Annotated in this window: 25 protein-coding genes; 18 read left to right on the forward strand and 7 right to left on the reverse strand. The window is 36.5% G+C overall.

Annotated features, from left to right (window positions below; translation table 11 throughout):
* Positions 1–34: 34 nt before the first annotated feature.
* The 5 genes from A7A78_RS00230 to A7A78_RS00245 are packed head-to-tail and all read right to left on the reverse strand — an operon-like array spanning position 35 to position 3,505.
* Positions 35–1,048: a T9SS type A sorting domain-containing protein gene (locus A7A78_RS00230; RefSeq protein WP_068760092.1), complete on the reverse strand. Its 1,014-nt coding sequence runs from the start codon at positions 1,046–1,048 to the stop codon at positions 35–37.
* A 23-nt stretch (positions 1,049–1,071) separates the two neighbouring features.
* Positions 1,072–1,941 carry a hypothetical protein gene (locus A7A78_RS00235; RefSeq protein ID WP_068760093.1) on the reverse strand — a complete coding sequence of 290 codons (870 nt, stop codon included), beginning with the start codon at positions 1,939–1,941 and terminating at the stop codon, positions 1,072–1,074.
* Positions 1,938–2,657: a hypothetical protein gene (locus tag A7A78_RS00240; protein WP_131811076.1), complete on the reverse strand. Its 720-nt coding sequence runs from the start codon at positions 2,655–2,657 to the stop codon at positions 1,938–1,940. Before A7A78_RS00240 ends, A7A78_RS00235 begins: the two co-directional genes overlap by 4 nt.
* 19 nt (positions 2,658–2,676) lie before the next feature.
* Positions 2,677–2,853 carry a hypothetical protein gene (locus A7A78_RS15025; RefSeq protein WP_165593530.1) on the reverse strand — a complete coding sequence of 59 codons (177 nt, stop codon included), beginning with the start codon at positions 2,851–2,853 and terminating at the stop codon, positions 2,677–2,679.
* Positions 2,854–2,878: 25 nt separating this feature from the next.
* Positions 2,879–3,505, reverse strand: coding sequence for a hypothetical protein (locus A7A78_RS00245; protein ID WP_068760095.1), 627 nt, complete (start codon positions 3,503–3,505; stop codon positions 2,879–2,881).
* Between the two features lie 140 nt (positions 3,506–3,645).
* Between A7A78_RS00245 and A7A78_RS00250 the strand changes: the two genes are divergently transcribed.
* The 4 genes from A7A78_RS00250 (at position 3,646) to A7A78_RS00265 (ending at position 6,985) form a co-directional block, all read left to right on the forward strand.
* Positions 3,646–4,353 carry a hypothetical protein gene (locus A7A78_RS00250; protein WP_068760096.1) on the forward strand — a complete coding sequence of 236 codons (708 nt, stop codon included), beginning with the start codon at positions 3,646–3,648 and terminating at the stop codon, positions 4,351–4,353.
* A 100-nt stretch (positions 4,354–4,453) separates the two neighbouring features.
* Positions 4,454–4,912 (forward strand): peptide-methionine (R)-S-oxide reductase MsrB, encoded by a 459-nt coding sequence (msrB, locus tag A7A78_RS00255; protein WP_068760097.1) that lies wholly within the window; start codon positions 4,454–4,456, stop codon positions 4,910–4,912.
* Positions 4,913–4,929: 17 nt separating this feature from the next.
* Positions 4,930–5,466, forward strand: a complete 537-nt coding sequence (gene msrA, locus A7A78_RS00260) for a peptide-methionine (S)-S-oxide reductase MsrA (protein ID WP_423190695.1) — start codon at positions 4,930–4,932, stop codon at positions 5,464–5,466.
* A gap of 463 nt (positions 5,467–5,929) precedes the next feature.
* Entirely contained in the window at positions 5,930–6,985 is a 1,056-nt protein-coding gene (locus tag A7A78_RS00265) for an NAD(P)-dependent alcohol dehydrogenase (RefSeq protein ID WP_068760099.1), read from the forward strand.
* Between the two features lie 103 nt (positions 6,986–7,088).
* Here the strand turns inward: A7A78_RS00265 and A7A78_RS00270 are convergent, their stop codons facing one another.
* Positions 7,089–7,700, reverse strand: coding sequence for a DEAD/DEAH box helicase (locus tag A7A78_RS00270; protein WP_068760101.1), 612 nt, complete (start codon positions 7,698–7,700; stop codon positions 7,089–7,091).
* 353 nt (positions 7,701–8,053) lie between these two features.
* Here A7A78_RS00270 and A7A78_RS00280 point away from each other — a divergent pair, with 353 nt between their 5' ends.
* The 14 genes from A7A78_RS00280 (at position 8,054) to A7A78_RS00345 (ending at position 24,309) form a co-directional block, all read left to right on the forward strand.
* The gene (locus A7A78_RS00280) at positions 8,054–8,614 is read left to right on the forward strand and encodes a Crp/Fnr family transcriptional regulator (protein ID WP_068760105.1); all 561 of its coding nucleotides are present in this window, start codon (positions 8,054–8,056) and stop codon (positions 8,612–8,614) included.
* 102 nt (positions 8,615–8,716) lie between these two features.
* On the forward strand, positions 8,717–9,601 hold the full coding sequence (locus A7A78_RS00285) for an alpha/beta fold hydrolase (protein ID WP_068760107.1): 885 nt from the start codon (positions 8,717–8,719) through the stop codon (positions 9,599–9,601).
* 114 nt (positions 9,602–9,715) lie between these two features.
* Entirely contained in the window at positions 9,716–10,636 is a 921-nt protein-coding gene (locus tag A7A78_RS00290; protein WP_068760108.1) for an NAD(P)-dependent alcohol dehydrogenase, read from the forward strand.
* Between the two features lie 157 nt (positions 10,637–10,793).
* The gene (locus A7A78_RS00295; RefSeq protein WP_068760111.1) at positions 10,794–11,261 is read left to right on the forward strand and encodes a DinB family protein; all 468 of its coding nucleotides are present in this window, start codon (positions 10,794–10,796) and stop codon (positions 11,259–11,261) included.
* A 237-nt stretch (positions 11,262–11,498) separates the two neighbouring features.
* Positions 11,499–11,798: a hypothetical protein gene (locus tag A7A78_RS00300; RefSeq protein ID WP_131811077.1), complete on the forward strand. Its 300-nt coding sequence runs from the start codon at positions 11,499–11,501 to the stop codon at positions 11,796–11,798.
* A 397-nt stretch (positions 11,799–12,195) separates the two neighbouring features.
* Positions 12,196–13,923 (forward strand): helix-turn-helix domain-containing protein, encoded by a 1,728-nt coding sequence (locus A7A78_RS00305; protein WP_068760113.1) that lies wholly within the window; start codon positions 12,196–12,198, stop codon positions 13,921–13,923.
* 100 nt (positions 13,924–14,023) lie between these two features.
* On the forward strand, positions 14,024–15,103 hold the full coding sequence (locus A7A78_RS00310; RefSeq protein WP_068760114.1) for a serine hydrolase domain-containing protein: 1,080 nt from the start codon (positions 14,024–14,026) through the stop codon (positions 15,101–15,103).
* A 28-nt stretch (positions 15,104–15,131) separates the two neighbouring features.
* Positions 15,132–15,602: a hypothetical protein gene (locus tag A7A78_RS00315; protein ID WP_068760115.1), complete on the forward strand. Its 471-nt coding sequence runs from the start codon at positions 15,132–15,134 to the stop codon at positions 15,600–15,602.
* A gap of 22 nt (positions 15,603–15,624) precedes the next feature.
* Positions 15,625–16,488: an SDR family oxidoreductase gene (locus A7A78_RS00320; RefSeq protein WP_068760875.1), complete on the forward strand. Its 864-nt coding sequence runs from the start codon at positions 15,625–15,627 to the stop codon at positions 16,486–16,488.
* Positions 16,489–16,615: 127 nt separating this feature from the next.
* Complete coding sequence (locus A7A78_RS00325) at positions 16,616–18,049, forward strand: amidohydrolase family protein (RefSeq protein ID WP_068760116.1); 1,434 nt, start codon at positions 16,616–16,618, stop codon at positions 18,047–18,049.
* A 320-nt stretch (positions 18,050–18,369) separates the two neighbouring features.
* Positions 18,370–18,978, forward strand: a complete 609-nt coding sequence (locus A7A78_RS00330; protein ID WP_068760118.1) for a DUF3575 domain-containing protein — start codon at positions 18,370–18,372, stop codon at positions 18,976–18,978.
* 97 nt (positions 18,979–19,075) lie between these two features.
* Entirely contained in the window at positions 19,076–20,317 is a 1,242-nt protein-coding gene (locus A7A78_RS00335) for a S41 family peptidase (RefSeq protein WP_068760122.1), read from the forward strand.
* A gap of 372 nt (positions 20,318–20,689) precedes the next feature.
* Positions 20,690–23,113, forward strand: a complete 2,424-nt coding sequence (locus A7A78_RS00340; RefSeq protein ID WP_068760124.1) for a TonB-dependent receptor — start codon at positions 20,690–20,692, stop codon at positions 23,111–23,113.
* A gap of 59 nt (positions 23,114–23,172) precedes the next feature.
* On the forward strand, positions 23,173–24,309 hold the full coding sequence (locus tag A7A78_RS00345) for a PepSY-associated TM helix domain-containing protein (RefSeq protein WP_068760126.1): 1,137 nt from the start codon (positions 23,173–23,175) through the stop codon (positions 24,307–24,309).
* Between the two features lie 768 nt (positions 24,310–25,077).
* Here A7A78_RS00345 and A7A78_RS00350 read toward each other — a convergent pair.
* Positions 25,078–25,998, reverse strand: a complete 921-nt coding sequence (locus A7A78_RS00350; protein WP_068760128.1) for a toll/interleukin-1 receptor domain-containing protein — start codon at positions 25,996–25,998, stop codon at positions 25,078–25,080.
* Positions 25,999–26,009 lie beyond the last annotated feature (11 nt).

A 26,009-nucleotide genomic window follows, 5' to 3' on the forward strand; every position in this document is an offset into this window, starting at 1 on the left:
AACTAGTGCAACTTCCTGATTTATGAACTTTAAGCTATTCCTTAATTATTTTACTTCTTTGCAATACTTGTCCGTTTGAATCTGTAATTGTAATAAAATAAATTCCAGTGGTTTGTTTTGAAAGGTCTAAAAACGAAACGCTTTTTTGGCTATTAAGAATTTGTCCTGTTACGGAAGCTAATTCAATAGTTACAACTTCAGAAAAATTTATCTGGTCTTTTGTAGGGTTTGGATAAACTGCAATTGGTGATGAATTGGTAGTGTTGAATTCAGAATTTCCTAAACTACAGTCTTCACTAAAGGAAGTTTGAGGATCAAAATTGAAAAATTGGCCATCATTCCAATTGTCGTTACTATACATTTCATCATCCACTTGAACACAACGTAAATCTGGATTGTTTGTGGCCTGTATATTTACAAAATTCATGTTATTTCCGTTGGCAAGGTTTAAGCTTGTTAATTGGTTATCAGTAACTCCAACAGCGGTTATAGCTGGATTTATACTTAAATCTAAGGTTTCAAATTGATTCATTTCAAGACTAATGGCGGTTAGCGCTAAATTTGTACTTAAATCAATTATACTTAATTGATTGTCATAAAGATACAGGGCGTCAAGTGAAGTGCAATTTGTAATATTTATGCTGGTTAACTGACATTGATAGGCATTCAATTCCTCTAAATTTGTGTTGTTACTTGCATCAACAAAGGTCAGTGGATTGTCGTTGCAATAAACCGTCTTCAACCCTAAATTGCTACTTAAATTTAAAGTGGTTAGTTGGTTGTGATCACAGTAGAGGTATTGAATGTTTACGAAAGCTTCAAGCCCTGTCGTGTCTGCAATATTTAAGTCGTTGCAAGAAATGCTTCCCTGAAAATCTGTTGCTTCACTCACTTGAATTTCATTATCTCCATTAGTATTTATGGCTGTGTTTCCTAACAAATAGGCTTTAAAGTTTACATCTGGAATGGTTACATTTTGTGCTTGTAAAGAGGAAATTGAATTTAATCCGAAAATGATAAATAAAGAAAATTGTAATAATAGTTTCATGTTATTGTATTTAATTAAAATGTTTATTTTCCAATAAATAGCAGCGATTCAGTATCAATAGCTTCATAAGTGTTGATTTTGAAATACAGCTTATCACGCTCAACAACCATATTAAGCTTACTTGCTGCAAGGCTAATAAGTGTGTTATTAACCTCAGCGATTCCAACTCTTTTCAATTCATTATCTTGAAGAAAATAGGCTAAATCTCCGGGCCGAATATCTATAGGAACAATCTGTGTAACTGTTGTTTTGGTTTTGTTCGGATATTCCACATTGTAAAAACCATCTTCACTTTTTTCCAAATAAATTGCTTCCTGCCAATAATCTGTTTCACTGTTATACGCAAGCACTGGCTGGTCGTATTTCTGTTCTGAAAGTCCTATGCGTTTTCCACGGACTATCGCACCAATTGTGGTTTGCGTACAAGAAAAACGAGCTAACTTTTTTCTGGCTTCAGGGTTTCCCTCAATCACAATATCTAACGAAGCGATGCGTAAGAAACCATTTTCCCATTGTGCGTTTAAGGTGCTGGTCCTGGAATTGTTTTTATTATACCAAGAGTAAGTGTGGTCTGTTTGCAATCTTTCAATGGGATGGCCGCAGTATTGAAAATCGTACCCTTGATCCGATGTTTTAATTGCCTTTAGGTATGCTAAGAGATTTTCACCTTTTTGGTTTAGGTTTTTTCTGTCTTCGCCTATGTAATATTCATTGCTCAATGCATTTTTGATTTTCATCTCACAGGTTTTAGCATCATCATTGTAGAGCGTTTTGTGTGCGTAATCAAAAACTTCATAAATATTTTTAAACTGAACATTTTTAAAAGATGAATATTTTTGTGAAATAGCCATATTGGAAATTAAAAGTGGTAGGATTAAAATTGCACTTTTCATTCTGTTACTTGATTTAAATAGGACATACTGTTCAATTCTTCCTCGGTATATTTTTCCTCTTTCAAATCCCTCACTCGTGTAAACCCTGAAGCGTCAAGCACCCTTGTCCAGTCACTTTGCATATCGTCACGATAAAAACGGATATCCGCTTTTCCTTCAACCACATCAAGTGTAGTAGGATTACGCCATCTTTTGATGGTTAGGGTATCAATTTTAAATGAGAAAGAAGTAGGAGAGTACCAAGTGATTTTGGAGTCTTTGGTCATATACCAATTTGAAATAGGTTGCGCAACTACACTATTACAATTGATTACCAATTTGCAGATATTATTTTTAATCATTTCGTTGATTGCATCAATATCAACAGGTGGCATCCCGGTAAGTTCTTCATAGCCTGGATTGTATTTTTTATAGACAAAATTCCCGCCTTGCTTTGTATAAACAGCTAAACCCTCCACAATAGCTCTGGACTCTGGCAATTGTTTGTCAAAGGAAGTTTTTGAAACAACTTTTACTCTCCTACGGTGATAATACATTTTGGTACTACCTTCCCATTCCTCAGTAGTTTCACCATTGCCAATTACTTCTATGGAAATTGCACCGGGAAATGTTTTAGTAACGTCTTTTTTTACTTGTGCTGCTGAAGGTTGCGCTATTGCTGTGCTTCCTAAAATTAGAAATAATGTACTTGCGAAAATTAGTTTTAGTGTTTTCATCTGTTTTATTTTAGAATGGTTAAACGTTTTCTTTTTTCTTTCCAAAGGCAATAAATAAACATATAAGCGCCAAAGGAAGTGGAACCCAAAAGAAGTCTTTCAGTTCAGAAAGATGGCCCGAATTGGAACCTACCATATACATAACGATTGCTGAAATGATGGCTAAGGCCGCGATAATTGCTGCTATTTTTTTCATAATTGAATAATTTATAGTTAGTTAATTATACTTTATTGATTTTAACGCTCTTCAAAACATCATCAAAGAATCTTGAGTCGAAACCATTTATAGTCTCAAACATCCCTAAAAACATATAAAGCTCTTTCCCATCTGCGATTGCTAATATTTTATATTCATATTGGTAAGGATTGGCTCCGCCCTCCACAAAACGCCCACTGCTTAATTTTGCGGGAAATCCATAAATAGCGCTTACATCTTCGAACTTTTGGTCTTTCACAGAAATATTTGGATTCGTCAATACCGTACCAATCATTCCGCTTATTGCATTATCTGCATTCATGGACACAGTTCCTTTACGGTAAACCATTGTAGCCATACTGGTATTTGCACTATAAATTGGTTTATAACCTATCTGTTCCAAAATGACAGATTTTTCCGCTGCAGGAATCTCTGAACTTCGTTGGTCTATAACCCAATCTTGAATGGAATTTAAAGTCACAGTGTGCTCGCCCGTTTTTAGAGTTCTTAGTTTGTCGTTTCTGGTGGCATCTGTGTTTTCTGGAACAGATTGTTCATTCACATTTTCAGTGGGTTTGCTTTCTTCATTTTTACAGGAAATAATGCTTAAAGAAGCCAAACATAGCGATGCAATAATAATTCGGTTTTTCATAATTGATACTTTAAAAAGTTAGTGTGCTGAAATTTATTATGTCAAAATTAGGAATACATATAAGTTCATTTTTCACCCAATGGAGTGATTTATAAGTTGATAGCGAAATATACTTTTACGAGAACCATTTAAGACTGTTTATGAAAGCAACCACAACCGTATTCGCCAATCGCGCTTTTGATAAAATAAACTTGTTGACGGATGCCGTGGTGGTTTTTTTATGCTACTTCGGGTTGGATGCAATGAAACAATGGCAATCAGAAAATCTTCAACTTTCAGTAAATCTGCTGATGTTACTAAATATTATTGCGGTTTGTTTAGGTTGTTTCAGCTATTATGCAGCTTGGAACAACAAAGAAATACCAGAAAACCAAAGTTTGGTTACCAGTGATTTCGAAAAGAAAACTGTAGGTACGGCAGCATTCATAACCGCTTGGGGATTTGTGTGGTGGTTCGTGCCATTTGAAGCAATGACCGAAATGGGAGGGAGGGCAACACTTTTCGCTTTAGGAGTTGTAATCTATATTTTTAGTTATTTAATTGTTCTAATCAACAGTTTAAAACACAAAGAGTCCCACAAAATAGCAGGCAATCCTTTTGTGAAAATTGGAAGTAATTTATTTATAAGTGTATTTATTTTTTTCAGTATTGCCTTTCTAACGCTCACGGTGCAAAATTGGCATCCCGAAAATGGTGGCATCCAATTTTGGTCAATCCTTTGTCTTTGCCTGTTTTATCTTCCCTTAAGAATATTTCTACTCCTTAAACCACCTTTTGGATTTATGGAACTTGCAACCTTTTTAATGAGCTTTCTGTTTTTGGTTTTTCAGGTTTTTGGGATGCTTTAAATGGAAGGGCTTTTATTTCTGAAATTGTAATTTGTAAGTACCTTTAACGACAGAAGTCACCGAGCAATAGAATATAAATTAATTCAAGAAAGAAAAAAGCATGTTAACTTGGAAAGAAGTAATGAATTTTACAGTAAATGGCAATCCCATTCCCGATAAACGCGTTGAAAAAACGGATAGCGAATGGAAGGAACTATTAACTCCCGAACAATACCGAATAACACGTCTTAAAGGAACGGAAGCTCCCAATAGCGGCGCGTTGTGCAGTATTTACGACGAAGGAAAATACAATTGTATTTGCTGTGGCACGCCTTTATTCGACTCTACAATTAAATTTTCATCCAGCTCCGGCTGGCCTAGTTTTACACAGCCAATTACAGTAAACGCGATTAAATATGAAAAAGATACAGCCTACGGAATGGTTAGGGTGGAGGTGATGTGCAATACTTGTGATGCGCATTTAGGCCACGTATTTCCAGATGGTCCCGCGCCAAGCGGTTTGCGCTATTGCATCAATTCAGAATCAATGAAATTACAAAAAACAGAAAAGAAAATTTAAAAATGACAAATACTAAAATGGAATTAGCAACAGTGGGTGGCGGATGTTTTTGGTGTATTGAAGCCGTATTGAATGAAGTTAAGGGCGTAGAAAAAGTTGTTTCTGGATATACGGGAGGAACCGTTCCAGGTAAACCAACATATCGGGAAGTTTGTTCTGGCCTCACGGGCCACGCCGAAGTAGTACAAGTAACCTTTGATCCTTCTGTGATTTCATACGAAGATTTATTGATAATTTTCATGACCAGCCACGACCCAACATCCCTAAACCGTCAAGGTGGTGATGCGGGAACGCAGTATCGCTCGGTTATTTATTATCACAACGAAATCCAGAAGGAAATTGCAGAATTGGTTGCAAAAGAAATGGCGCCTTATTTTGAAAAGCCGATAGTTACTGAAATTAGTGCTTTGCAAACTTTTCATGAAGCCGAAGAGTATCATCAAGACTATTACAAAAACAATCAATCAGCGGGATACTGTAGTGCGGTGATAACTCCGAAATTGGCCAAGCTTCGTAAGATGCATGCTGATAAGCTTAAGAATATTTCAGCTTAAAAACAATGCCACCATGAATAGAATAGTAGTGTTTAATAGAGCAATCTCATCATTAAACCTATAATTGAGATAGTATTGAAAATAATTATTTTCTTTTATTCTTTCTCCTAAAATATAAGATGAGTGTTATTGGTAAAACAAAAGTTACCATAAGAATTATTAAAATCAGGATAATTTGCCAAGGGCCAATAATCGCTAGCACCATAATTTAATTTATTTTTACTAAACTACATTATTTAGTTTAACCTTTCGAATAATTAACCAAAATCTAAAACTTTCACACTGAGCGCAGTTGAAGAGTGACCCATTATAGAATCATCTGATAATAAAAATAGCATCTTCGGACAATATTTGCCGTCTTTCACACAAGTCTAATCCTTTAATTCACAATGCTTTTGTTACCTTAACGCTAAATTTTTAAAAAGTGTTCTTAATCATATAATAATAATAAAATCAAAATGCCATGAAAACAAAAAGCGTTAAAGCATTCGGCACCGAATCTACCGTTGCCGATTTAAAACAAATGAACATCAATAGGAGGGAGGTCACCCCAAAAGATGTTGAAATAGATATTCTATTTTGTGGTGTCTGCCATTCCGATTTGCATTTTGCACGCAACGATTGGGGGATGACGCAATATCCAGTGGTGCCGGGACATGAAATTGTGGGCAGGGTAACCCAAGTGGGTTCTGGAGTTTCAAAGTATAAAGTGGGCGACTTAGTGGCCGTGGGCTGTTTGGTGGATTCCTGTAGAAACTGTGACAACTGTAATGACGACCTAGAACAATATTGTGGAAGTTGGGTTGGAACTTATGGTGGGTATGACAAACATTTAGACACCACCACCCATGGTGGCTATTCAGAAACCATTGTTGTGGATGAAGATTTTGTACTGCGGGTTCCTGAAAACCTAGATCATGCAGGAATAGCCCCTTTATTATGTGCAGGTATTACAACTTGGTCGCCATTGCGGCACTGGAAGGTTGGTAAAAATAGTAGGGTAGCGGTAGTAGGTCTTGGCGGATTGGGCCATATGGCAATAAAACTAGCACATGCATTGGGCGCGCACGTATCCTTATTTTCACGCTCCACCAATAAAATTGAAGATGCAAAAGCATTAGGAGCAGATGAGGTTATTATTTCCACGGACGAAGCCCAGATGGAAAAGGCCATGGGGCGTTTTGATCTCATTATTGATACAGTACCTTATGCCCACGATTTAAATCCATATTTAGGTACATTAACAACCAGCGGCACCTTGGTGGTGGTTGGCTATTTAGGTCCCTTGGACCCAATGTTGGTTACCGTACCAATGATTATGGGCCGAAAGTCCGTGGCAGGATCATTGATTGGAGGCATTGCGGAAACACAGGAGTTATTGGATTTCTGTGGAAAACACAACATCACTTCAGATATCGAAGTCATAAAAATCCAAGATATAAACAAAGCCTACGAGCGTATGCTGAAAAGTGATGTGAAATACCGCTTCGTAATTGATATGAAATCTCTTAAAAACTAAGTAGAATCAATTATTAAAAATAAAAAATCATCTGTTTTAAGACAGGTGATTTTTTTATGGTTTAAATTGAAGAAGTCTGTACTGAGATAGTCGAAGTAAATACCTAATTACTCACTACTTTACTAAACTCCATAAAATACCCCTCAAACCGTTTCAACATCGGGTGCATTTTTTCTGAATACAGCACATATTGGCATTTTTGAATACTTTGGGTAATTGACATAATAGCCGCATAAGCCGATTTTTGGGTTAAAAATGTAGCATCGTCAATACTAAACAGCTTTAAATCGGCAATACTCACGCCATTGGTTAAAAACAACTTGTTCATACTCTTGGGAGTAGAAATAAGAATATCAACCCCCATAGCGATTTCTGATTTTTGCACATCGTTATGCAGCTCTTCATAGCCAACATATACCCTTAACGAAGTCTCTTTGGTATAAAATAAAAAAGCATCATACAATTGGGTGGCAATTTCCTTGTTTTCCACAAGAACCAACGCCCGTGGGGCATTGCCTATGGCCCTGCATTTCAATTTTTGCAAAGTGGTAATGATAAGCGTGGTTGTTTTACCGCTATTCTTTGGAGCCACGCAATATACATTGGCGCCACTTTTTACAATAGGAATACACTCGCTCTGAAAAGGAGTAGGGGTGGTTATTTCAAGTTGCGCTAGCTTCTCTAGTATATCGGGATGTAATTTTTTAAAGGGCATAGGTTTTTTTATGGATGTAGACGTATTGGCAAAGATACGGCCTATAGATGACATAGGGATGTTGTGGGTTGTGAGACGGTGCAGGTTTAATGCTCAATATTCAATTCTCAATTCTCAACTCCCAGTTCTCAATTCTAAAGCCTTCAGCTAACAGCCAACAGCTTAAAGACCTGTATTCAAATTTCAAATCCAAAATTCCAAATTCCAAATTCCAAATCCCAATTCCAAATTCCAAGCTCCCCTTACTCACAGATTCACAGATTCACCCTATAGCCAACCTCCAAAAAATTACAACATTTGAATTATTGCTATATTTGAAAAGAATTCCCGCCGGTTAGATGCAATCCTGAACAATGAAAGAATTTTTCAATAAAATATATTCTATAGACCAAGAAATTCTTGAAGACTACATTGCGAATTGGACCAAATACACTGCACCTAAAAAAACCATCATGACAGCTCCGGGAGAAACGGAGCGTTATATGTATTTTGTAATAGACGGAATTCAAAAATCCTATTACCTAAACGAGGATAAACAACACGTCATTGCCTTTACCTATACTCCCTCGTTTAGCGGAATTCCGGAATCCTTTCTTACCCAAACACCTTCAAAATATTACTTGGAGACCATAACTGAAAGTTCATTTCTTCGGATCCCCTTTGAAAAGCACCAGCAACTTATGCAAGAACATCGGGATATAGAAACGCTGTTCAGAAAAGCGACCGAAGGCATATTAATTGGAATGGTGCAACGGCACTATGAATTGATGGCATTTGATATACATCAACGTTTTACATCTTTCGCCCAAAGAAGTCCACACCTCTTCAATTTAGTCTCCCACAAAGACTTGGCTTCCTATTTACGGATTGATTCAACCAACTTCAGCAAGTTGTTCAACACGATTAAAATTTAAAATCTTGGTATATACCAAAAACAAACTGGTTTAAGCGCCAGATCTTTGCATCAAAATTAAAGAACAATTAATCGATCACTTAACATTTTAATTTTATGCATTATGAACACAACGACATTTTCCCAATCATGGGTAAACTCCACGCTTTATCCCTTTGAAAACAAATTTCTGCGATTGGAAGCAGGAAATATGCACTATGTGGATGAAGGGAAGGGGGAAACCATTCTTTTCGTTCACGGCACTCCCACATGGTCATTCTTATACAGGGATTTCATAAAAGAACTATCAAAAGAATATCGCTGCATTGCCATAGACCATTTAGGGTTTGGCCTGTCTGATAAACCGGACTCAGTCCCCGGAACGCCGGAATGGCACGCCCGGAATCTTAACGAATTTATTAAAAAATTAGACCTTAACAACATCACTTTGGTCGTGCACGACTTTGGGGGACCCATAGGGTTGGCAGCCGGTATTGAAAATAACGCACGAATCAATAAGGTTGTATTATTCAACTCTTGGCTTTGGGCTACTGAAGAAAACAAAGAAGCTCAAAAAATTGATAGGGTTATAAATAGCCGAGTGGGAAAGTTTATGTACTTAACCATGAATTTCTCTCCCAAGGTACTTTTGAGACAAGGTTTTTCAAACAAAAAGAACTTATCAAAAAAAGTGCATCAGCACTATATCAAACCATTTCCCGATAAAGTTTCACGCATTTCGTTGCTAAAGCTTGCAAAAGCATTGGTGGGTTCTTCTGATTGGTATCAAAAACAATGGGAACAACTGGATCTATTGGCAACTAAAGAATGGTTGATTCTTTGGGGAACCAAAGACACCTTTATTACCATGGACTCTTTAAAACGTTGGCAAGAGAAACTTCCAAATGCTAAAACGGAGGAAATAGAAAGCGGTCATTTTGTTCAGGAGGAATCGAAAGAGGAGGCTATTCGAGCAATTCGTATATTTATGCAGGAAGAAAACAAATAAACAAGAATGCTCTGGCAAGTATAATCCACAATTTTAATTTGAAATAGAAAATCATAAAACTTAACTATAACTTCAGCACTCTACTGTTTGAATGCTGAGAATAACAATGAAATAATGAAAGCAGTTACCTACCAAAAATATGGCCCACCAAGTGTTTTGAATATGGTGGATATTGAGAAGCCAACTCCAAAGCGCAACGAAGTATTGGTCAAAATTTATGCAACTTCCGTAACATCCGGTGATGTCCGGTTGCGCAGCTCGGATTTCCCCGGAATAGCCTGGCTTTTTGTTAGACTTATCTACGGTCTATTCAAACCGAAAAAGGAAATATTGGGCCACGAATTTTCAGGTATTGTTGAAGCCATTGGTGCGGGTGTTAGCAAATATAAAGTGGGGGATGAGGTTTTAGGCACCCCAACCATGCTCCCCTCGGGCTCCTATACCGAATATCTAAGTATTCCAGAACACCGGAAGAAGGGTGTATTGGCATTAAAACCCAAGACGCTTAGTTTCAATGAAGCTGCCGCCTTGCCTGTTGGCGGAATGACTGCTTTATACCTTCTTCAAAAAGCCAAAATGGGAATAGGACAGAACATACTGGTGTATGGTGCCTCAGGAAGTGTGGGGAGCTATGCCATCCAAATTGCGAAAGCAAGTGGAGCCACCGTAACAGCAGTATGCAGCAGTTCAAATTTTGATATGGCAAAACAACTGGGAGCTGATGTTACCATTGACTATAAGCGTCAAGACTATGCAGAACTGGAACAAAAATTTGATATTGTTTTTGATGCTGTTGGAAAAACCTCAAAATCAAAAGCAGCAAAAGTTCTAAAAAAGGAAGGCCGTTTTGTAACTGTAAAGGCACTGACGAGTCCGGGTCAGGAGCATCTCGAGAAATTATGCCAACTAGCTGAGCAGGCAGCCCTCAAACCATTTATCGACAAAACCTTTCCCTTTTCTGATATCATTAAAGCCCATAAATATGTTGACAAAGGGCGGAAAAGAGGGAATGTGGTGATTGTGGTGAGTAGTTAGTAGTGAATTGTGGGTTGGGAGTTGTGGGTTGTGGGTTGTGAGAAGGTTGCAGGTTTAATGCCCAAGGTTTAATTCTCAATGTTCAATTATAAAGCTTTCAGCCCAAAAAAAATAATAATTCTAAGAACGTAAACCTATTTTCCCGAAAACTAAGAATATGACACAATCTGAACTTATCATTTTAAACCTTACGGAGATAAGGAGAAGAAGCGTAATACTTTGGAAAGGGCTTCCTGAAAGCTACTACCTTTGGAAACCCGACGCCAAAGCAATGACTGCCATAGCAATGGTTAGACACGTCCTGGAAGCCGACTATGGATGGAATATCATAATCAATAATGGGAGTATGGCAAAGTATCAAACCCCTTGGCAAAATCGTCCATACATCAGTGTTGCAGACGAAATTGAATTTGCTGAACCATATAGAAATGCCTTTTTGGAAAGCATTCGCCAATTTTCGGATAGGGAATTAAACGAAACGGAAATCATTCACCCTGGAAATGGAGCCAAGAAAAACCTTGGAAAATATTTATTGCGAATTGGATATCATGAAGCTGTTCACGCCGGACAATTCCTTTCCTATTTGAGAGCCATGAAAATGAAGCCCCCAGCGATTTGGGACTAATCTAAAACCTTAAGCCTACAGCTTAAAAACCTTTACTCAAATTCCAAATTCCAAATTCCAAGTTCCCCTTACTCACATATTCACCATATAGCCAACCGCCAAACGACATAAGACGTAAGACCGATGCGCTGTTGTAGTATATAGGTAGTATTCATAAAGCCTCTATGAAGTATCTATGGAGTATATGTGGAGTATCTATGGAGTGTGGTCGGCATGGAGTCGGCATTGGGTCGGCTTATGATTGGCATGGAGTCGGCTTATAGTCGGCATGTACTACTTGTGTTTTTTGCGAAAAGGCTCTATATTTATCTAGAAACCAACAGCCTTGCCAAGGGGTGGAATTCTAACTTTATTCCAGGCTCTGCGACTTACGTTTTTATGGGGAATGGGGATAAGGTTTCGGCTACCCTAACCAAAATGGTTCATTTTAACGCCAATGAGGTGGTTTATATTTTTACGGATACCCCCCAAGACAGTAACGTGAGGACAATTGCTGATGGCACCTACTTAAATATTGAATTGGTAAAGGCAGATTGATAAAAAGTTTTAAACTTTATAAAAAAACTCCTGAAGAAAAATTCTCAGGAGTTTTTTTATGCACCAAGTGGTTTTAAGGACAAGTGGCCTAAATTTGAATTGGGATAGAGGGGCAGCTATTGTAATGGCCTAAAGACTATTGGTTTTAGATGAGAATTACCCAATATCTGGCCAGACCGAATAAATTAAATTTAAAAACCTGTCTTTGTCAGCGCGGCAGAGGGAAATCTTTTATTATGGAAATCGCAAAATACCCCTAACCGCACAATTCTAGTTTTAGAAAAGCATATAAGCTGATTTCCTTTACTTTTTTATATTTTTATTTTTTTCTAGGTTTGTTCAATAAAAATTAAGATTTATCAACCAAAAGTCTATTGCAGTACTACCATTCGTCAATATGAGCAATGATATTGACAACGACTACTTTTGCGATGGAATTACCGAGGAAATTATAAATGCACTAACGGCAGTCAGCCAAATTAAGGTTATTGCAAGAACCTCATCTTTCGCCTTTAAAGGAAGAGATATTGATATTAGGGAAATTGGTAAACAATTAAACGTAAATACAATTCTTGAAGGCAGCATAAAAAAATCACAAGAGCGGGTTAGAATAACAGCACAATTAATAGATGTTACGGATGGAACCCATTATTGGTCCAAAAGGTTTGACAGGGAACTAATTGATATATTCGATTTAGAGGATGAGATCAGTCTTGCCATAGCGGATGAAATCAGAAATAATTTTGGGCATTTTGAAGTAAAAGACCATTTAATTGAGCAACCCACTAAGAGTATTGATGCCTATCAATTATTTTTAAAAGGACGCTTCAATCAATTACAATGGACACCAGATGCATTAAAAAAAGCCATCCAATTTTATAATGAAGCAATTTCATTAGATGTTAATTATGCAAAGGCATATTATGGCAATGTGCAATGCTATGAGTTGTTAACCACTTGGGGGTATATGGATAAAGAGGAAGGAACTGAAAAAGCTTTTCTCAACTTAATGAAAGCCAAAGAAATTGATACCCATTTACCCGAACACCCTATGTGTTATGTAAATAAATGTTTTTGGAGAGAATGGGACTTTAAATCTACATATCATTACCTCAATGATGTTCTTGCCATAAATCCTAATCATACCGATGCGTTGGATGTTATGGTGAAGTTATTTATGGCGCATGGCCATTTTAATGAAGCTATATTTTATGGAAAAAAATTGTTGGAGATAGATCCGCTTTCAGCAAACAACCAATACATTTTCGCAAATATTTATTACTATAAAGGTGATTTTGATATTGCCTTAACCCATATCACCAAGGCTATTCAGTTGCGTCCTGATTTTGATTTGGCCTATCATAAAAAAGCGGTTTGTTTAATTGCACTTAATAAAAGGGAACAATTGGAAAATGAATTTCAATCCAACCCTTTGTGGGAAAAGATACAATTGTTACATGAAGCTGTAAATGAAAATAGAAAGTCCTTGCCGAAAGAAGTTTTATCCAGCTTTCTTTCCAATCATTTAAAACGGGACCAACTGACCTTGTTTGAACTCTTCATTCTTGCCAATACAAATTACACAGAGGAAGCGTATGAATTATTGAAACAATTTGTAGCACAAAAGCGCGGACAAATTCTCAATTATAAACAAGAACCCTTGTTGAAGCCTTTGAGAGCGTTCAATGATTTTTACAAGTTACATACAAGTAATTTTTCAATTGATGAAATTGTTGATAATAAAAAAACTGTAGAAATCACCAAACCGCTTTTATTAGAGGAAGAACGAAAGGAATTACAAACCAAATTAACTGTTTATTTTAATGAAGAGAAACCTTATCTTGATGCTTCTTTATCATTAAATACAATTTCAGAAATACTAACAATTTCAACCAATAAAGTTTCCTTTTTAATAAATGAAGTAATTGGCATGAATTTTAATCAGTATGTTAATTCATACCGTCTAAAGCATTTTAAAACGATAGCCTTAGACCCTAAAAATTCGCACCTAACAATTCTTGGGTTAGCCTATGATAGCGGGTTCAACTCAAAGAGTGTATTTAACACCTATTTTAAAAAAGCGGAAGGTCTTACTCCTAGGGCTTGGTTAAAAGCCAATTCGTAGCAAATTTCCATCAATTCGTTTCAAATTATAATTCAGGACGATTGGCTTGTCTATCCTATAAATCTTTGCACCATAATTAGTAATCAAAAAACGAACAGTTATGAAAGCATTGCAAAAATTCATATTGGTATGTATTATATCCATTTTGGGGCTCTTTACGTCTTGCTCTAAGGAGGATGATACAAACTCGCCAACAACTAACTACACAACGGTAGAGAATCTATTGAGGGAGATTGATTTTCAAGGCTATGCCATTGTTACTAAAAATGGAAATGATTTACTCCGTCAGGGTTTTGGGCTGGCAAATATTGGTACTTCCATGCCGCAAGACTACACCCTCGCTTATCGCATAGGCTCCGTTTCCAAAACCTTAACTGCCGCAGCCCTAGTGCAATTGAAACGCGAGGGCTTAATAAGCAGTTTTAATCAGACCTTAAATGAATTTGATGAAGCGTTTCCGAATGGCGATCAGATAACTATTGCGCATTTACTTTCGCATCAATCGGGTATTCCAGAGTATCAACTGGTAGTTGAACAAGCTTTTGAGGGTGGACAAATACTGGATGAAATAGACATTTATAATGTTATAACGGATTTAATATTAGAAGAGGGTCTCAGTTTTACACCAGGGTCAAAGAAACAATATTGTAATTCAAATTATCTTATTGCAGCCCTGTTAGTACAGCAAATATCCGGAATACCTTACCATGAGTATATTCAACAGAAAATTTTTAATCCCTTGGGAATGCTAAGCTCATTTAAAGGTACGGATGAAATAGAGGTTAACACACACGCACAAGGGTATTTTAACGGAAATCCAAATAGTACGTACCCTATGGCCATTCCATTTGGGGCGGGCGATTTCAGTAGTACCCCAAGAGATATGGAAATCTGGGCCAATGCAGTTAAGTCGAATTGGTTCACAGAAGCGGAAAAAGGGGAGGTGTTTGCCCAAAATGTTTACAGTGGTTTTACTGATTTTGGATTGGGTTGGTTTACGACCCAAGAAAGTAATACCACCATGTATTGGCACGCTGGCGATATTAATGGCTATTGGAGCATGATTGGTTTTATACCAGCATACAATGCAACGATCGTACTGTTAAGCAATCGACAAGACGATAGGGGATCACAGCGAAACACGATTATTGAGCAATTATTACGCAACGAGTTTAATTAAAATTATACAATTATTTAACTATTTACACATGAAAAAGTTAGCAACAATATTTGCATTTTACGTATTATTTATATCCCCTGTTTTTAGTCAGGAAACCACAAAGCAAGCGTTTGAAATTAAGGTGATTACAAGTGTAGAATCCATTGTTCCAAGTGGATTGGGTAGATCACGCATTATTTCTTCAAATGATGAAAGAGATTACAAACAATTCTCTTCTGAACAAACCGATGACAACAGTGGCAGGAATAAGACCAAGAGAAAAGATATCAGGGTTAGAAACTTTGAAGAGACTAAACTGTTGAACTTTTATAATTTAGGCGGCATACGCTTTCAAAATATAGTAGCAAATGACGCAGTGATCTCATCCAAACTTACAGCCATGCTTTCAGAAGGTTGGGATTTGATTTTCATAACAAGTGCAGTAGAAAGTGATGCAGGAGATAATGATGATAATGGTATTTTTATTACACGATATATTTTTAAAAGAACATTAAACTAACAAACCTTAAACGCTATTGAAAATGAAAGACACCAATGTTTTATTAGCAGGTGCTACAGGTTACTTGGGTAGTTTTATATTGAAAGTGCTCATCGAGAGGAAAAACCATGTGGTTGCTATTGTGCGCAATCCCAATAGGATAGAGAATGATTGTGAAAACTATTTGGAAATAAAAACAGCCGAGGTAACCAATCCGGAGACCCTAAGGGATATCTGTAAGGGTATTGACACGGTAATTTCTACCATTGGCATCACAAGACAAAAAGATGGATTAACCTATATGGATGTGGATTATCGGGCCAATATGAATTTGCTTGATGAAGCTAAAAAGGCGGGTGTAAAGCATTTTGTTTATGTGTCTGCCATAAACGGTGACAAACATAGAAAGCTAAAAATTTTTGAAGCCAAGGAAAAATTTGTCGATGCTTTAAAAGCTTCTGGTTTAATCTATACTATAGTAAGACCGAATGGTTTTTTTTCAGATATGAAAGATTTTTTACAAATGGCAAAATCGGGTCGGGTCTACTTGTTTGGCGCTGGCAATCAAAAATTCAACCCTATTCACGGTGAGGATTTAGCTAAAGCCATTGTGGATACACTTGATGAGTACAACAAAGAATTAACCATTGGAGGCCCCGATGTTTTAAGTCTTAACGAGATTAGCGGACTTGCGCTACAAGCTTTAGAAAAACCCGTAAAAATTGTTCATTTGCCAGATTGTTTAAGAACACTAACCCTTTGGAGCTTAAGAACCTTCACAAGTGTAAAAACCTATGGCCCGCTTGAATTCTTTCTAACCTTAATGGCAGAGGATACTATTGCGCCCACTTATGGTAAGCATCATTTGGAAGATTTTTATATTGAAGAAGCTAAAAATTTAAAATAGATTTATTATAAAATCCCAGCAAATAACAAATTGCTAGTAAATGCTAATTAAAGTCAAATAAAATAGCAATAAAACTATAGGCTTTGGATAGCAGTAATAGGTTAGCATAAAATAAAAAAATAAACAAATGAAAATTCTAAAACGACTTTTAAAAATTGGATTTCTCCTCTTTGGAATCATTATTCTAACGGGAATCATTATCCTCTGGATTGATTCGTTGGAGACTAATTATTTAAAGATTAATAAAAAGGACTCACTATCCAATCAATCTTACCTAATTACCAATGTCAATATCATTCCAATGAATCAAGACACCGTTTTGGTCAATAAAATGGTATTCATAAAGGAAGGAATTATACAGCGGATTGCAGATACCATTAATGTTAACGGCATCGAAATTATAGATGCCAAAAAGAAGTATTTAACCCCGGGTTTAATCGATATGCACATGCATCTGTGGGATAGATATGAACTGGGCCTATACCTTGCAAACGGTGTTACCGCTATAAGAAATGTATGGGGTATGCCAATGCATTTAAGAATTAAGGAAGATATAAAGAATGATAAGATAATTTCACCCACCTTATTTACTACAGGGCCAAAACTAACCGGACCGGAATTTATTGGTGACGATAATTTGAATTTATTTAGCCCTGAAGAAGCGAAGGAAAAGGTGGTTTCATATAAAGAGAGAGGTTATGACTTTATCAAAATTTATGATGGATTGGATAAACCAATCTTTGATGCTGTTATTGAACAGGCTAAAATTTCTGAAATGGATATTGTTGCCCATCCTTCTAAAAAAGTGCAGTTTTCAGACCATTTGAATCCTCAAATCAAGTCTATTGAACATGCCGAAGAAATTGTACAGCAACCCTTACAATATGATTTGGATACGCTGAAACTGCAAAAAATCATCGGTTTAATTTCCCAATCAAAACACACAAGCTATTGTCCAACTTTAACAGTATTCAATAATATCTTTCAAATGATGAACAATGATTCTATGTTAGACTCAGAACAGCTGGATTATATAAATCCTCTCATTAAAAGAGTAGATAGTAAAAATCAATTCAACCGTTGGTTAACTGCCAAGCAAAATGATTCAACAACAGTCAGCAGAATTAAAAAACAACATGATTTTCATCTTACCATAGTGAAAAAACTGAACGAATCAGGAGTAAATATAATTTGCGGAACAGATGCTGGAATAGGTGTTACCCTACCTGGATTTTCATTACATACCGAATTGAATTTTTACAAAGAAGCTGGCCTTTCCAATTATGAAGTTTTAAAGACCGCTACCGTAAATGCTTCCAAAACACACGCCATTATGAATTCGCTTGGGACTATTGAAGTTGGTAAAATGGCAAATTTGTTGTTAGTTGATGAAAATCCGTTAATTACGTTATCAACCCTGCAAAAACCATTCTATGTTTTTGTAGAAGGGCGAAAATTAGATAGACAAACTTTGAATACTTTCCAAGAGAAGGCAAAAAAAAGGAATAACTTAATTGCCTCTGCACTAAGGTATTTGGAAAACTTGATAGTTGAAAAATAACTTCAGCAACCTTGTATCTTGTAAAATCTAAAAAAAATGTTTTTGGAAGCCAGCATTGGAAAGATAACTCAACACCCAGATCAATCAATCGCACATCCAGAAGCGTTACGCTAATGCAAAAAAAGCAAACGCTCACCTAGGCTTAACATTAAAATGTTAAGCCTTTTTTGTTCATTCTAACTTACGCATTACACTTTATAATTCCCTTAAATCACTTCTAAATTAAAAGGTTTGAAATCATAATTCAGGACGATTGACCTTATTATGAATTACATCTTTGTACCATAAAATTATCTAACATCAATTATTAAACACCAATAATGAAAACAACACCTAATGTTATTCTTTATGTATTTGTAATAGTATTTTCAACATTTACGTATGCACAAGAGAAAGAAGACTTAAAGCTAAAGTCACCTTCTGAATTTAAACACTCCATAAGTGCTTGTCCTGTAGCAGTGGCATTTGGTATTTATTCTGTGAATTATGAATTCCTGTATCAAAAAAAGCACGGTTTTGTAGCGCGATTTGATTATGAAGCAATTCCCAAAACCTACACCGAGGCACGAATAGAATCCAGTGGGTATTCTTTTATACTGAACTATCGTTACCATTTCAATAAGCAAATGAATTCGTATTTTGCTGGAGCGTATGGCAGATACAGACAATTTAACGGGGAAGGTAAAATCAATGAAACGAATTTTGACTTTACTATGCCCGATGTGAGCTTTGGTATAAATGCAGGAAAAAAATGGGTATGGAAAAGTGGTTTTACCTTGACCTTTGCACTTGGATATGGTTTTTCAAATGAAGATTGGAATAGCAAGCCAAACACCCATGATGTCAATGAAATGATTAGGGATTTTAGGAGTGATTATGACTTTATAGATCCATTTTATGGAGAGTTCTCCATAGGCTACTCATTCTAAAATATAGAAAAATAAGATATATGTTTATTTCATCAGTGTTAACCATATGGTTTTACGGCTTACGATATATAAAATATAATAGAAAATAAATAGTACTATGAATTCATTTCAAAAAATAATTATTCCTGTATCAATTTTTATCGTTTCGGCGTTTCAAGTCTTACTTGCACAGACGGCTAACAAAATTGACTGGAAAGAAGATTTAAAAATCTATAAGGAATCTTTGGAGCAAAAACACATAGACCTGTATCATTCGGTATCTAAAGATGCGTTTTTAAGTGAATGGAGCAAGATTTATGACAATGTTGACTCGTTAAACGATTTTGACATTATTTTAAAATTAATGCGCTTAACAAGACGAATAAATGATGGCCATACAGCTATATCACTAAGAAATATCCCTACACATCGATTTCCATTCGAAATTGAATTTATAGAAGGACAATGGTACGTAACAAAAACCTTGAAGGAAAATGAACAGATTCTCAAAACAGCTTTGGAATCAATTAATGGTATTCCTATTGATACCGTGGCGAAAAAAATTTCAGGCGTAGCCCAATTTGTGGAAAATGAATATTCCTTAAAGGAAAGAACCAGTAGTTATTTGACCACTGCAGAATTACTCTTCCATCTCAATTTGATTGATTCTAGGGGTAACGCTAAATTTAGCTTTCGAGATAATAATAGAAAGTTACTGACTGCGGATTTGGAAGCGATTACTAATGAACAGTGGGAGGGAAGTGAGGTTTCCAAAATAGATTTAACGATACCTGAAATAAAAAAACCTACTATTGATAATGCTAATTTGTGGTATACCTCAATTTCAGGCACAAAAGCGATATATATAAATTTTGCCGGTTATCCTTCCTTTGAAGAGATGCAAGTTTTTGGTGCGCAATTAGTATCTGAGATTCAAGAAAAACAGATTAAACAGGTAATTATTGATATGCGTGATAATGGAGGCGGAGATTTATATGTGGGTACCGTTCTGGCGTATGCGCTAAATCTGGCTGATTGTATAGATTGGAAAAAAGGCGTGTTCGTATTAACGAGTAACAAAACCTTTTCTGCAGCAACAAGTAATGCAGCGCTATTTAAGCAATTGTTAAATGCAAAAATTGTTGGGCAGCCCACGGGTTCCAACCCAAATGGATATCAAGATATGGATAGTTTTACGCTACCTAATTCAAAATTAGTTATTACATATTCCAAGCGGTTGTTTCGTTTATCACCTCAAGAAAATACTGCACTACAGCCTGATATAATTATAAATCAACAACAGCATGATTTCTTTATGGGAATTGATTCGGTTTTGAAGGAATTAATACATACATTTTAAGGTAGGTTATTTATTGTTTCAAGCATGTAAATATTCAAAACTTTGATAAGCTCCGGGAAGTTTTTTAGAATACGACATAGCTCCACAATGATTTAATTGAAAAAAATGCCCAGTTGCCCAAGTTTGAAGAAATGCTCGCAGCCTGGACTAAACAGCTGTCTGGAGAGAAAAATGTAGAGCTATTTTAATGGATTGCAAGAATTAGGTATATTATATTGCCAACAACCACGAATTTTCTATAAACTAAATTGATCACCAAATCAAAGGCTTATAAATTCTTATTTAGATTTATTATAAATAATTTGGATATCCCAAAGCTGACAAATATATTTGCCGAAAATTATTATTTATATATAGTCTAAATAAAGAACAATGAAAAGCCAACTAATCACCCTCTTTACATTTCTCATCACAACTTATGCCTTCGCACAAAATGCATCCATTTCCGGCACTATAAAAGATAATAACCAAAACCCAATTGCTGGAGTAAATGTTTTTATTAAAAATTCTACAAAAGGAACCCAATCAAATAGCAACGGAAGTTTTGAAATTGGAAACTTAACGAATGGAAATTACATCCTTTCAGTTTCCTATTTAGGCTTTAAAACAAAGGAAATAAATTTCTCACTAGCCAAGAATCAAAATCTGGAACTAGAAACAATAACCCTTTATGAGGGTAATGAAATTCTAAATGAAGTAGTTATAGAAGGGGAGCGCACCAATAAATTCTCAAGAAAACAAACGGCATACGTTGCCAAACTTCCTTTAAAGGACATTGAAAACACCCAAGTTTACAGTACCATAACCACCGAACTTTTGGAATCGCAAGTGATTACAAATTTTGACGATGCCCTAAAAAATGCAACGGGCGTGGAACAGCTCTGGGCTTCCACAGGCCGTGGGGGAGATGGGGCAGGATATTATTCGCTTCGGGGGTTTTCAGTACAACCGCAATTGGTAAATGGGCTGCCCGGCCTAACCAACGGAACTATTAATCCTGCAAACGTGGAGCGCATCGAGGTTTTAAAAGGTCCTTCTGCAACTTTATTCGGCAATGCGGTAAGCTCCTATGGCGGACTTATAAATGTAGTGACCAAAAAACCCTATGTGGGAACAGGAGGGGAGCTTTCGTTTACCTCTGGAACTTATGGCTTAAACCAAATTATAGGCGATTTCAATACCGCCCTAAGCAAGGAAGACAATCTGTATTTCAGAATTAATACTGCCTATACCACCGAGCAAAGCTTTCAGGATGCGGGCTTTAGAAAATCCTTTTTTGTTGCGCCCTCTCTTTCCTATAAAGTGAACAACAGGCTTTCCTTTTCGCTTTATGCTGAAATTACCCAGGCCGAACAAACCAATCCGATGTTTTTGTTCCTGAACAGAAGCGCACCAACAGAAGCAAGCAATCTGGAGGAGTTGGGCTATAACAATAAACTGTCCTTCACCAGCAACGACTTAACCCTTAAAAACCCAAACCAGAATTACCGTATAGAAATGGATTATAAGCTTTCCGATACTTGGGAATCGCAAACCTTGCTTTCAAAAAGTACGACTTCCACAACCGGATATTATTCCTATTTGTTTGACTATGGCATTCTTGGGAATGATACATTTTCCCGCTTTATCAACAAACAAAATGCAAATACGCAAACCACAGACATCCAGCAGAACTTTATAGGCGATTTTAAAATTGCCTCGCTTCGAAATAGAGTAGTGATCGGCCTGGATTATTTTAATGCCACCCAAACCGATAATGGTACGGGCTATGCCTTTTACGGAAATATTACACCAGAGGGAGGGGCCAACGGGGACAATCCATTTACACCTGAGGTTGAAACCGATTCATACCCACTCTCTACAGCAGGTGTTGATGCGGTCTTGGCATCACAACCTGTGGGCAACAACAAATCCAAATACCATATTTACAGTGTATATGCTTCAGATGTTTTAAACATTACTGATCAACTTTCCGCTATGGTAGGGTTGCGTTTGGATCGATTTGACAACGAAGGTGATTTGACCACTACCGAAGACGATTACGACCAAACAACCTTATCTCCAAAATTCGGACTTTTATACCAGCCAATAGCCGATAAGCTTTCGGTTTTTGCAAACTATCAAAACGGCTTTACCAACGTAGCGCCCCAATTGGTTGGAAACCCGGACGAAGGCCCACAAACCCTAAAGACTTTTGATCCTGAGCAGGCCAATCAATTGGAATTTGGGGTAAAAACCAACCTTTTCAACAATAGATTGAACGTTACTGCAAGTTATTACGATATAAAAGTGAAGGACCGCGTAATTACAGATCCAGCATCGCCTTTCAATAAAATACAGGGTGGGGAAGTGGTTAGCAAAGGTTTTGAAATTGAAATCAACGCCAACCCCATTCCTGGCTTAAACATTCGTGCAGGCTATAGCAATAACGATAGCGAAACCACAAAATCTGACAATAACGAAATCCTAAACAGGCGTCCGCTGGAGGCTGGCCCGGAAACGCTTTACAATTTTTGGGCAAGCTATGAATTCCAAACAGGAAAGCTCGATGGATTTGGAATAGGGGCTGGCTTTAATGGCGCCAGTGAAAGTTTCGCCATAAACTATGAATCTACAGGTGAATTTATATTGCCAAGCTATACCGTAGTAAACGCTTCCGTTTTTTACCAAGCAAATAAATATAGAATAGGTTTAAAATTAAACAATGCCCTAAATGAGAAATATTATAAGGGCTGGTCAACAATCAATCCACAGATGCCAAGAGCATTGTTGGCTAATATTTCCTATACGTTTTAATTAGCACCTAAAAGGGCAGCCCGCTATAGTATGGGGCTGTCCTTTTTAAAAAGACTTCCATGACCTTTAAAAAATTTATATTCCAACTACATAAAATATTAGGCCTAACTACGGGCCTAGTGGTTTTTGTGGTAGCCATTACGGGTTGCTGTTGGGCGTTTCGTGAAGAAATTGAAAGCCTGTACGATGATTATAAAAAAGTAGAACCTCAAGAAACAGCCATCTTAACGCCAACGGAAGCAAAAGATATTGCAACCGCCGTCTTTCCCCAGCAAACCATTCACGGCACCCTTTTTAAAAAAGCTGATGATGCCATAGAGGTTATTTTTTATGACGCGGAACCCGAATTTTATCAAAGTGTATTTCTAAACCCGTATTCGGGGAAGGTGGTCCAGGTTGACGACCACCTCTCCGGATTCTTTCCCTTTATGCTAAAAGGACATATGCGGCTCTGGCTTCCAAAAAAAATAGGAGAACAGGTAGTGGGGGTTTCGATATTGATTTTTATTGTGATCATTATTTCGGGCTTTATTTTATGGCTGCCTAAAAAGCGCAAAAATTTAAAGCAACGTGTGAAATTCGATTGGAAAAAAACCACCAAATGGAAACGTAAGAATTTTGATTTGCATTCCATAATTGGATTTTACGTGTGTGCACTCGCCCTGATCCTGGCATTCACAGGCTCGGTGATGTCCTATAACTGGTTGAAGTATGTAGTGTATAAATCGGTGGGTGGTGAAAAGGAAGCGCGTTTTATCATTCCCGAAAACCAAAGTATTGCCAACAATAATGATAGTATTGCGCCTATGGATTATTTGATTGTAAAACTACAAAAGGAATCGCCAAACGCATCTGCTTATGAATTGCATTACCCCAAAACTCCAGAGGAAAGCATTTACGTTGAAGTTTCCAATAGCGAAGGATTGTACTATAATGCGGATTATCGTTTTTTTGACCAAAACACCTTGGATGAAATAGAAACCCCAGGTATATATGGGAAATACAAAGACGCCAAACTAGCAGATAAAATATTGCGAATGAACTATGATATTCACATTGGCGCTATTGGTGGAATTGCGGGTAAAATAATAGCTTTTTTTTCAAGCCTGCTTATTGCAAGTCTTCCGGTTACGGGAGTTTTATTGTGGTATGGACGCAATTATAAAAAGAAGAAGAATAAGAAAAAAGTCTCGTAAAGGACTAACTGTGTAATAGCGAATTATCGAATACGCGATTTTTAATAAGAGCAAAAAGGTTAGCTTTTATTTTGGCGTTGGCAAGCGTTGGATAATTATTCGCTTATTTTTATTGTTTAAATAAGGAGCTCATGAATGCTTCGCAATTGTGTTTAAAATAAATTGCCAGTGCAATTTGACTTTATAAAACAATCGAGCGCTTGGTAGCGGCTATACTACATAACGGCTAAATATAGATACTAATGTTTTAAATAAACGCTGAGAAGCAAACCACTTAATTATTTAATGACCCAAGTTCCAATTATACTTATGAAAACAAATGCTTCTGGGATATTTTACCAAGTATAGAATTATAGCTTAGGAATGTTTAACGACCAGTTGTTTGTAAAATAGCTGTTACATAATTGCTATCGATATGAGCCTAAAGGCATCATATCTGCAACTATGTAAAATAGAACAGAAAAAGTTCTATATAACTATAAAATCCAATCGCTTATAAATGGCATAACTCTCTTGGATATATTCATACTATAAAATTATAGCTTAGGAATGTTTAACGAACAGTTTTTTGTAAAATAGCTGTTACATAATTGCTATCGATATGAGCCTAAAGGCATCATAACTGCAACTATGTAAAATAGAACAGAAAAAGTTCTATTCGCTATTTTTCTCATGATAAGATTTGTTCTATAATTTATATTATGTAAAATAGAATATATCAAATACCACTATCCGTTTGATTTAGTATCGAGATTTTATAAATGTAATTTATTCAGTAGCAATTATTGTGTACCACAATGTTGGCTCTTCTTCTTCTGTTGTGGACATATAAATACCGTTGCGGTATAGATCTATATATAAATTTATATCACGGCTTTCATCAGATAAGTACACAAACCATTCATCGCGTTTGGTTTCCGTGAATCTATATTTTGCATCATTTTCAACAGATCGTTCCATCCACACATTGTCACCTACATTTTCAAAATAACCAGTAGGTTTATCGCCATCCGCTGAATAGACAACTTTTGTTAAATTCAACCCGTTTATTTCAGCTTGGGCACTGCTATCTTCTGTTTGCACTTGCTCTTGTTCAACAATGGTATCTGTAGAATCGTTTATTTCCTCAGTATTTACATCTTCTGTACAATTCCATATCACAGCAATAAAAAGAACAAGTGTTACCAATCCGCCAATTAAATAAGGGATTATTTTTTTTGATTTTTTTTGAGGATTTGTATTTATAGTTGATACCGGTGGCTTAAAACTTCCCTTGGGAACGGATTTGTTCTCTTCTGCCAATTTTAAGGTCTGTTTCAAATCATTCACCAAGCGTTCAAAACCAGCCTCGTGGCCCATTACCGTAAAATCTACAAACTGCTTGCGCGCCAAGCGCATCGGCACATCACATTCCTCTATCTTTATAGGATTTACTGGCTTATCCAGCCCTATAGCGTATGAAATTTCATCCTTCACATTCTCTGAAGCCACTGAGGTTTTTGAAAGTATCAGCACTATTGCATCAGCTTTCTTTAACTCTTCCTCTATGGTGTCATCCCAGTCTGTTCCTGTACGTATGTTTTTATCAAACCACACTTCAAACCCTTGTTTTCGCAACGCGTCCACAAGGGATTTTACATATTCTGTATCACGTCTTGAATAACTGATGAAAATCTTTTTTGCACTCATCTTGTAGCGAT

This window comes from Aequorivita soesokkakensis, assembly GCF_001641085.1.
Classification (GTDB): Bacteria; Bacteroidota; Bacteroidia; order Flavobacteriales; family Flavobacteriaceae; genus Aequorivita; species Aequorivita soesokkakensis.

Excerpts from the sequence above, each read along its gene's own strand:
- A7A78_RS00230 (WP_068760092.1), bottom strand. The coding sequence starts at position 1,048 with ATGAAACTATTATTACAATTTTCTTTATTTATCATTTTCGGATTAAAT.
- A7A78_RS00235 (WP_068760093.1), bottom strand. The coding sequence starts at position 1,941 with ATGAAAAGTGCAATTTTAATCCTACCACTTTTAATTTCCAATATGGCT.
- A7A78_RS00240 (WP_131811076.1), bottom strand. The coding sequence starts at position 2,657 with ATGAAAACACTAAAACTAATTTTCGCAAGTACATTATTTCTAATTTTA.
- A7A78_RS15025 (WP_165593530.1), bottom strand. The coding sequence starts at position 2,853 with ATGAAAAAAATAGCAGCAATTATCGCGGCCTTAGCCATCATTTCAGCA.
- A7A78_RS00245 (WP_068760095.1), bottom strand. The coding sequence starts at position 3,505 with ATGAAAAACCGAATTATTATTGCATCGCTATGTTTGGCTTCTTTAAGC.
- A7A78_RS00250 (WP_068760096.1), top strand. The coding sequence starts at position 3,646 with ATGAAAGCAACCACAACCGTATTCGCCAATCGCGCTTTTGATAAAATA.
- msrB (WP_068760097.1), top strand. The coding sequence starts at position 4,454 with ATGTTAACTTGGAAAGAAGTAATGAATTTTACAGTAAATGGCAATCCC.
- msrA (WP_423190695.1), top strand. The coding sequence starts at position 4,930 with ATGGAATTAGCAACAGTGGGTGGCGGATGTTTTTGGTGTATTGAAGCC.
- A7A78_RS00265 (WP_068760099.1), top strand. The coding sequence starts at position 5,930 with ATGAAAACAAAAAGCGTTAAAGCATTCGGCACCGAATCTACCGTTGCC.
- A7A78_RS00270 (WP_068760101.1), bottom strand. The coding sequence starts at position 7,700 with ATGCCCTTTAAAAAATTACATCCCGATATACTAGAGAAGCTAGCGCAA.
- A7A78_RS00280 (WP_068760105.1), top strand. The coding sequence starts at position 8,054 with ATGAAAGAATTTTTCAATAAAATATATTCTATAGACCAAGAAATTCTT.
- A7A78_RS00285 (WP_068760107.1), top strand. The coding sequence starts at position 8,717 with ATGAACACAACGACATTTTCCCAATCATGGGTAAACTCCACGCTTTAT.
- A7A78_RS00290 (WP_068760108.1), top strand. The coding sequence starts at position 9,716 with ATGAAAGCAGTTACCTACCAAAAATATGGCCCACCAAGTGTTTTGAAT.
- A7A78_RS00295 (WP_068760111.1), top strand. The coding sequence starts at position 10,794 with ATGACACAATCTGAACTTATCATTTTAAACCTTACGGAGATAAGGAGA.
- A7A78_RS00300 (WP_131811077.1), top strand. The coding sequence starts at position 11,499 with ATGATTGGCATGGAGTCGGCTTATAGTCGGCATGTACTACTTGTGTTT.
- A7A78_RS00305 (WP_068760113.1), top strand. The coding sequence starts at position 12,196 with ATGAGCAATGATATTGACAACGACTACTTTTGCGATGGAATTACCGAG.
- A7A78_RS00310 (WP_068760114.1), top strand. The coding sequence starts at position 14,024 with ATGAAAGCATTGCAAAAATTCATATTGGTATGTATTATATCCATTTTG.
- A7A78_RS00315 (WP_068760115.1), top strand. The coding sequence starts at position 15,132 with ATGAAAAAGTTAGCAACAATATTTGCATTTTACGTATTATTTATATCC.
- A7A78_RS00320 (WP_068760875.1), top strand. The coding sequence starts at position 15,625 with ATGAAAGACACCAATGTTTTATTAGCAGGTGCTACAGGTTACTTGGGT.
- A7A78_RS00325 (WP_068760116.1), top strand. The coding sequence starts at position 16,616 with ATGAAAATTCTAAAACGACTTTTAAAAATTGGATTTCTCCTCTTTGGA.
- A7A78_RS00330 (WP_068760118.1), top strand. The coding sequence starts at position 18,370 with ATGAAAACAACACCTAATGTTATTCTTTATGTATTTGTAATAGTATTT.
- A7A78_RS00335 (WP_068760122.1), top strand. The coding sequence starts at position 19,076 with ATGAATTCATTTCAAAAAATAATTATTCCTGTATCAATTTTTATCGTT.
- A7A78_RS00340 (WP_068760124.1), top strand. The coding sequence starts at position 20,690 with ATGAAAAGCCAACTAATCACCCTCTTTACATTTCTCATCACAACTTAT.
- A7A78_RS00345 (WP_068760126.1), top strand. The coding sequence starts at position 23,173 with ATGACCTTTAAAAAATTTATATTCCAACTACATAAAATATTAGGCCTA.
- A7A78_RS00350 (WP_068760128.1), bottom strand. The coding sequence starts at position 25,998 with ATGAGTGCAAAAAAGATTTTCATCAGTTATTCAAGACGTGATACAGAA.